Raw genomic sequence first — 7,106 nt, 5'->3', positions numbered from 1 at the left:
CCCCGGCGCGGTAGCGGTTCACGGCCTCGACGAACGCGGCCAGCGTCTCCGGCGTGCTCGGTTCGAGCGCGGCGATGACGTGGTCCACGCCGGCGGCCTCGTGGGCGGCCAGGCCGGCCGCGATCTCGTCGGCCGTGCCGGTCAGGGTGGTCTGGCCGATGGCTTTCCAGCTACCCGCCGCCCACGCGGCGGTGTCGGCGTGGTTGAGCGCGACGAGGTGCTGGTCGTGCACCGCGAGGTGGCGTTCCTGGGGTGGGCTTTGGTTGATCGTGTCGAGCCACACGTCGCCGCCTGGCAGTGCGGTAACGTCGCCGCCGAATTCGTATGCGGCGTGATAGGCCAGCGCGTTTCCCGGTCCGGCGGCAGCCTGCACCCGCGGGGAATCCAGCGCCTCGCCGTCGGCCAGCACCGTGCCGTGCACCCCGAGCGCGGCCCAGGCGAATTGGGCGGCGTAACGCGTCTGGCCGTTGACGGTGAACAGCCCGTCGGCCAGCTCGGTGGCGACGTCCAGGCCCCTGGGTCCGAGCGCGGAGATGAGGATCGGTATGCCGATCGGTCGCTCGGGCGCGAACCCATCGGGATGCATCATCTGTATCCGGTTGCCCTGCCACGACACCCGAGCACCGTTCAGTAGGCCGCGGAAGGCGTGGACGTATTCGCGCACATACGACCAGCTGGCTGGTGCGGCGCCCAGCGCGCGGGCGCCTGCGAAGCCGGTGCCAAAAGCGACCGCGACCCGGCCGGGCGCCAGGGCGGCCAGCGCCGCTGCGGCCGAGGCGTTGACCATCGGGTGACGCAGGGTCGGTACGAGCACGCCGGGACCCAATCCGATGGTGGCGGTGCGATTGGCCGCCAACGCGAGCATCATCCACACGTCGGGGCTTTCGTGCGGTGTGTCGAACAGCCACGCCCGGTCATAGCCGAGTTGTTCGGCAATCGCGATGTGCGCGGGGGAGTGCAGCGACGTGGCGAACTGGGCTGAGATCTTCACTGGGGCGGCCCGATGGGCTCGAGCACCATGATCGGGATGTCTCGGCCGGCGGCCAGCCGCCGGTACTCGGGGAAGTGCGGCCAGAACTCTTCGGCGATCGCCCAGTACCGCTGCTTCTCCTCGCCGCTGACCTCGCGAGCGCGAAAGTCCTTGACAGTCGCGCCATCCTGAAGTCGCGCCGTCGGGTGTGCGACCAAATTGGCATACCAGGACGGGTTTTGGGGCGCCCCGCCGGCTGAGGCCACCGCCACGTAGCGGTCACCGTCGACGATGCGCATCACCGGGTTCTTGCGGACCTTGCCCGATCTCGCGCCCACCGACGTCAGGATCACCACCGGCCGGCCCTCCAGCGTTGCCCCCTCAACACCGCCGCTGGCTTCGTAGTCTTCGACTTGCTTGCGCACATGCTCCACTGGGCTGGGAACGTACTCGGCGTCAAGCCCGCTTTCGATGTTCAGTGTCATCTCGGTCCTTTCCCGCGCCACAGCGAGCCGCGGCGTGGCCCACGGTCGTTAGACCTGGGCCATACCGCCGTCGACGCTGAGCTCGGCGCCGGCCACAAAGCTGCTGTCGTCGGACGCCAAAAACAAAGCAGCGGCCGCGATCTCCTCTGGGCGCCCCATCCGGTTGAGCGGTATCGCTTCGGCGAACGCCGCCCTGATCGCGTCGGCTTCCTCGGGCGAGTCGGCTTGCCCGTCCATGATGGGGGTGTCGATGGGTCCCGGGCTCAAGGTGTTGAAGCGGATGCCGCGGTCGTTGAACTCCCTTGTCCACGTGCGGGTATAGGAACGCAGTGCGGCCTTGGTGGCGCTGTAGGTGGTGTAACCGGGAATGCCGGTGTAGCCCGCGACCGAGCCGACTACGATGACTGACCCGCCGTCGCGCATCAACGGCAGTGCCTTCTGCACGGTGAAAAGCGTTCCCCGTGCGTTGAGATCGAAGGTGGCATCGAAATTCTCCTCGGTGATCTTCCCCAGCTCTTCGGGCTCCACCCGGCCTGAGTTGGCCACGAGGATGTCCAGTCCGCCCTTTTCCTCGAGGACCGTCGCAAACAGCTTGTCCAAGTCCGCGGTTTTCGAGGCGTCGGCGGCAACGGTGGCCACGCCGTCGCCGATCAATGCCTTGGCCTTGTCCAACTCGCTTTAACGGCGTCCGATGATGAACACGTAGGCGCCTTCTTGCACAAACCTCTGCGCGGTCGCCAGTCCGATACCGCTGCTGCCGCCGGTGATCACGGCGATCTTGCCTTCCAGTCTTGACATCAGTTCTTCCCTAATTTCGGTGTGGCGTGGTGGACGTGCCCCTATACGTGTCCGTTGCTCCGGCAATGCTGCCGTTGCGCGGAAGTCGTTGTGGTCGTTTTCGTGTCAGGCCCGGGTTGGAAAGGTGTCGCCGTACATGGGGAGTCCGCTTTTGGAGTCTTCCTGTGTTGCTTCGTCTTGGATGACATCCCAATGTTCTTTGAGCAACCCGTCTTCGAGCCTCACGATGTCTGCCACGATCCAGTCAGCCGGTTGCCCGACATTGGAGAATCGGCCGTGCAGCATCACATAGTTGCCGTCGGCGACGATCATCGCGTTCTCGTAGCGCATGTCGGGCGGTGCGGCTTCGACGAGCGCGAACAGGCCTTCGCGGCCCGGCTCGATGTGCGCGCTGTGCTGAATGTAGTCCGTCGACCAAAAGCGTTCCGCCGCTGCGTAATTCCGCTTGTTGAACAAGGCGTCGAACGCGTTCAGGACGAATGCCTTGTTCTCTTGCTCGGTAACTGTCATGTCTGTAGCTCCAGCGATTCGTAGGGTTAGGGTCGGTCAGCCGGCGACGAGGTCGAACTCGTTGCCTTCGGGGTCGGCGAAGCTGATCCACCGGTTGCTGTTCTCTGCCAGCGAGCGGATCTGCTTGGCGCCCAGGCTCATCAGCCGGTCGGCTTCGGTCACGACGTCGGCGGCCTGTAGGTCAAAATGCACGCGGTTCTTGACCGTCTTGCCCTCGGGCACCTTGTGAAACATCAGGACGGCTCCGAGTCCGGTGTCGGCAGCGATCGACGCGAAGTCCTCGGTGGCGCCGTCGTTGACGGTGCGGTGCAGGGCCTCGGCCCAGAAGTGCGCGAGTTGGCCGGCGTTGTGAGCGTCAAAGCTGATTGCCAGTACCGAGATGCTCATGAAGCCGCGTCCAACCTGCGGTGCTGTCGTGCGGTGGCGGTGCCGCCGTCCACGGCGATGTTGGTGCCTGTGATGTATGCGGCACGGGGGGACGCCAGAAAACCAATGAGGTCGCCAATCTCCTGCGGCTCGCCGGCCCGACCCAGCAGCGTCGTCTGGGCGCTGGCATCAAACAGTTCGCGGCCGGCTGCATTGGTGTAGACGGGTCCCGGTGAGATGGCGTTGACGCGGATGCCGGCGGGTCCGTATTCGGCGGCCCAGGAGCGGGCCAGGGAGGCCAGCGCGGCTTTGGTGGCGCCGTAGGCCGCGCTGTCGGGCTGACCGACAGTGCCGGCCCTGCTGGCCAGGTTGATGATCACGCCATCGCCGCGGGCCACCATCTTCGGGGCCAACACCGACACCAACAGGTAGGGGGCCTGCACGTTGGTGGCGAACAGCTGATCCAGTGTGTTGACGGCCAGCTTTTCCGATGGGCCGAACCAGGCGAAGCCGGCGTTGTTGACCAGGATGTCGACGTCGCCGACCTCCTTGGCAAGCAGCAGCGCCTCTGCGGGTTCGCCCAGGTCGGCGCCCACGAACCGCGCTGAGCCACCACGGTTTACGATCTCAGCGACCACCGCGACACCGCGCCTGATGTCGCGGCCGTGCACGATCACTGTGGCGCCCTGGGCGGCCAGCTGAACCGCCGCGGCCTTGCCGATCCCCGATGTCGCGCCGGTCACCAGCGCAACCTTGCCTTCCAGATCCCGAACCACGGTGGGGCTTGCCATGACCACTCCTCAAGTATTTAGACCGGTCTGTCTGATGACTGCCAATTTAGACCGAACGGACTAAAAATGCAACTGTCGCTGAAACATAGGATAGGAGCTGCGAAGATGTTGCTGCTCGCCAGCCGGGGACGGATGGGGATGAAGGCGGTCGGTGAGATCATTCAGACAGGTCTGTCTGATACACTGCCGACATGGCGACGAAGACAGTGAAACGGCCGTCAGCACGGGAACGGCTGCTGGCGGCGTCTGATGAGCTGTTTTATCGAGACGGTGTTCATTCCACCGGAATCGAGGCCGTCATCGAGAAGGCGGGTGTGGCGAAAGGCTCGCTGTACTACATCTTCGGCGGGAAAGATGAACTGGTCGCCGCCTACCTTCGTGGGCGCCACGAAGCATGGCGGCAGCGTGTCGAAGCGGCCCAGGCCGGCGCGGACGATCCGGACGAGAAAATCCTGGCTGTTTTCGATGCGATCGCTGATTATGTGTCGCTCCCCGAGTTCCGGGGCTGCCCCTTCGACAACGCCGCCGCCGAAGTGCCGGGCGGTGAGTGCCAGAAACAGGCCAATGACGAGTATCGCGACTGGTTGCGTCGGTACTTCCTCGAACTGGCCGAAGCCACCGGGGTAGCCGACCCTCAGGCGCTCGCCGACGCGCTCATCGTCCTGTACAACGGAGCGCTGGCGACCGCGAACACTGCCAAGCCCGCGCGCACCGCGGGGATCACCGCCAAACGCATAGCGCAGCTCACCCTGGCAGCCGCGAAAGCCTCCAGCTCGAGCTAATCCGAGTTCTTCACGGCCTTTCTGCCCTTCCGGTAGGCGAGCCCTTGGGCACAACCTGCGACCGTTAGAACACGACGGCCTCATCGCGGTAGTCGCCGGCGACAATGACTGGCGGAGGCGCCGCGTGGTGCTCACCCAAAAGGGACGCGCCAAGTTTGGGCAGGCTCGGCGAGCCTGGAAATTGGCACAGGACCGGTTCAACGACGTGTTCGGCGAATCAGCAGCAGCGAAACTCCGAGCCAGCTGCGTGATGAAATGCGTTGACCCCGCCGTGGCTTATCTAACGCACTTGCGGCATCGAGATCAGTGTCTCGGATATCCACGACATGGGTTCGGCCCCAGGCGTTTTGCTGGGCAGGGGGATAAGGGGGACTGAATGCCCTCGCCGATCGGTGTGCTCAACCGATAGCGTCGAGGATCTGTAAGAACACGCGGGCCATCGCCTGGATGTATCGGCCTTACCGCATCAGCCCACTTCGAGGGGGAGCTCGGGGTTGCTGGTCCACTCTTGTAGCGAGCCGTCGTAGACCGCCACGTCGGACTCGCCCAACAAGGTCAGCGCGAGCGCGTCACTAGTGGCCGAGATCCCGACACCGCAGTAGGTGACCTTGCGACCGGGTCGAGACAGGACCTCGGCGAAGATCTTGCGGAGCTCGCCGACCGGTTTGTACGTGCCGTCGGCCTGGTTGAGCAGTGCGTCCATGAACACGTTGAGGCTGCCCGGGATGCGGCCGGGACGGGCGAAGTTGTTGGTCTCGACGGCGTGGTGGTCCTGCGGCGAGAGGCTGTTGATCAGGCAGGCGCCTGAACCGGTGTCGACCACCTTCTTGACCTCGTCGAGTTCGGCGAAAAGCCGCGGACGCGTCTCGCCGACGAACTCGGCCCCCGGGTAGCTTTCCACGCCGGTTGTGGTTGGCCGCCCCTCGTTGGTCCACTTGCGCAAGCCACCGTCGAGTACCGCTACGCTGTCAAAACCGTTGGCGCGCAGCAGCCACCAGACTCTGGTCGCCCAGTGCACGTCGAGCGCGTAGACCACAACCCGACTGGCCGGGCCGATGCCCAACCGGCCGGCGGCCACGGCGAACCGGGCCGGGGACGGCTTGCTGAGCGCGCCCCCGTCGGGCTCGGACAGATCCTCGATGATGTCGGCGAACGCCGCGCCCGGAATGTGCGCGGCCAGGTAATCATTCAGCCCGGGTCGCAGGCCCCACCCAACGGCGCTGCCAGACTCCGGCCCCGCCAGGTGAGCGGTCGCGTCCAGTACCCGCAGATCCGGGTCGCCAAGGTGCTTTGCGAGCCAGTCGGTGGACACCAGCGGGGTGGGCAGAATCGGTCGACTCGTCATCACGTCACTCCGTCACAGGGATCGATCTGTATCGGGAAGGCTGAGGTTCTTCCGGACGAATTCCGCGATGGCGGTGCCGATCTCGTCGGGGCTGTCCTCGGGGACGTACTGGATTGCGGCTCGGGCATGGTTCACCGCACCGGTCGAGGTGTCACGCAGTCGAGTCGCACGCCAGTCAGCGATTCTGATACGTCCCACAGCCGTCTTCCGAATTCTTCGTTGGTGCCGTTCTTCGACGACTTGACGATGCCCGGGAATCCGCGTAGCTGCCGAAAGCCCTTGGGGCCGATGAATGTTCCTCCGCGGACGTCCTGGGTGGCGGCGAAACAAAGTGGGTAAGATGCCGTGATCCACCGGGTGGCCCACGATGCGCGAAACGATGTCGAGCCAGAGTCCTGATGCGCCCGCGACGTGGCCGAAGAGTCCGGTGCGCACAACTCCGGGATGCGCGGCCACCGACAGGATCTGGCTACCGCAGGCCGACAGCTGACGGTGCAGTTCGCGAGCGAACAGTAGGTTCGCCAACTTGGAGTCTTTATAGGCCTGGCTGCTGTTGTACCGGCGTCGCCGCCAGTTCGGGTCGTCGAGGCTCAGTTTGGCGCCGCGGTGGAAGTCGGAGCTCAGCGTGACGATGCGGCCGCAGATCTGGGCAACAGCAGAAGGGTCAGTGCGAAGTGCCCGAGGTGGTTGGTGCCGAATTGCAGTTCGAAGCCGTCCGCGGTGCGGGCTTCGGGAACCTGCATGATGCCGGCGTTGTTGATCAGGACATCGATCGGCCCCTGCCATGACGATGCGAAGGCACGCACCGACGACAGCGAACTCAGATCAAGTTGACGGACCTCTGTGTCTCCCGCGATGCCTTCCGCTACGGCCTGCCCTTTGGCGGGGTTGCGCACGGCCAGCACGACGTGTGCGCCTGCGTGGGCTAGGGCGTCGGCGGTGGCTTTGCCCAGCCCGGTCGTGGCGCCGGTGACAATGAACGTTTTGCCTGTCAAGTCGGGAAGAAGCGCAGCGGTCCAGTTCGTGACGGTCATGCGGGACTCCTTGAGAAGGTTCGGT

Annotated in this window: 8 protein-coding genes and 2 pseudogenes; 1 reads left to right on the top strand and 9 read right to left on the bottom strand. The window is 65.1% G+C overall.

What is annotated here, in order from left to right; genetic code table 11:
- The 6 genes and pseudogenes from JWP83_RS08065 to JWP83_RS08040 form a co-directional block, all read right to left on the bottom strand.
- Nucleotides 1-991, bottom strand: a 991-nt coding sequence (locus tag JWP83_RS08065; RefSeq protein WP_297728278.1) for an LLM class flavin-dependent oxidoreductase, incomplete at its 3' end; no start/stop codon positions are given.
- The gene (locus JWP83_RS08060) at nt 988-1,455 is read right to left on the bottom strand and encodes a nitroreductase family deazaflavin-dependent oxidoreductase (protein WP_297728275.1); all 468 of its coding nucleotides are present in this window, start codon (nt 1,453-1,455) and stop codon (nt 988-990) included. The genes JWP83_RS08060 and JWP83_RS08065, both read right to left, overlap by 4 nt.
- A gap of 48 nt (nt 1,456-1,503) precedes the next feature.
- Nucleotides 1,504-2,253 (bottom strand): annotated as a pseudogene (locus JWP83_RS08055) (SDR family NAD(P)-dependent oxidoreductase).
- 105 nt (nt 2,254-2,358) lie between these two features.
- Nucleotides 2,359-2,763 (bottom strand): nuclear transport factor 2 family protein, encoded by a 405-nt coding sequence (locus JWP83_RS08050; protein ID WP_297728272.1) that lies wholly within the window; start codon nt 2,761-2,763, stop codon nt 2,359-2,361.
- A 36-nt stretch (nt 2,764-2,799) separates the two neighbouring features.
- A complete protein-coding gene (locus JWP83_RS08045) occupies nt 2,800-3,150 on the bottom strand; it encodes a VOC family protein (RefSeq protein WP_297728270.1) in 351 nt (116 codons plus the stop codon).
- On the bottom strand, nt 3,147-3,920 hold the full coding sequence (locus JWP83_RS08040) for an SDR family oxidoreductase (protein ID WP_297728267.1): 774 nt from the start codon (nt 3,918-3,920) through the stop codon (nt 3,147-3,149). The genes JWP83_RS08045 and JWP83_RS08040 overlap by 4 nt, the downstream gene beginning before the upstream one ends.
- A 191-nt stretch (nt 3,921-4,111) precedes the next feature.
- On the opposite strand from JWP83_RS08040, the gene JWP83_RS08035 reads away from it, so the two are divergent.
- Nucleotides 4,112-4,702, top strand: coding sequence for a TetR/AcrR family transcriptional regulator (locus tag JWP83_RS08035; protein ID WP_297728264.1), 591 nt, complete (start codon nt 4,112-4,114; stop codon nt 4,700-4,702).
- 466 nt (nt 4,703-5,168) lie between these two features.
- On the opposite strand, the gene JWP83_RS08030 is transcribed toward JWP83_RS08035, so the two are convergent.
- The 3 genes and pseudogenes from JWP83_RS08030 to JWP83_RS08020 all read right to left on the bottom strand — a co-directional run bounded on the left by JWP83_RS08030 (nt 5,169) and on the right by JWP83_RS08020 (nt 7,081).
- Nucleotides 5,169-6,047, bottom strand: a complete 879-nt coding sequence (locus JWP83_RS08030; protein WP_297728261.1) for a sulfurtransferase — start codon at nt 6,045-6,047, stop codon at nt 5,169-5,171.
- A gap of 12 nt (nt 6,048-6,059) precedes the next feature.
- On the bottom strand, nt 6,060-6,182 hold the full coding sequence (locus JWP83_RS08025; RefSeq protein WP_297728258.1) for a hypothetical protein: 123 nt from the start codon (nt 6,180-6,182) through the stop codon (nt 6,060-6,062).
- A pseudogene (locus JWP83_RS08020) lies at nt 6,179-7,081 on the bottom strand (oxidoreductase). Before JWP83_RS08020 ends, JWP83_RS08025 begins: the two are co-directional and overlap by 4 nt.
- Nucleotides 7,082-7,106 lie beyond the last annotated feature (25 nt).

This window comes from Mycobacterium sp. (assembly GCF_025965855.1).
Taxonomy (GTDB): Bacteria; Actinomycetota; Actinomycetes; order Mycobacteriales; family Mycobacteriaceae; genus Mycobacterium.
This window is presented reverse-complemented; position numbering and strand designations above follow the sequence as displayed.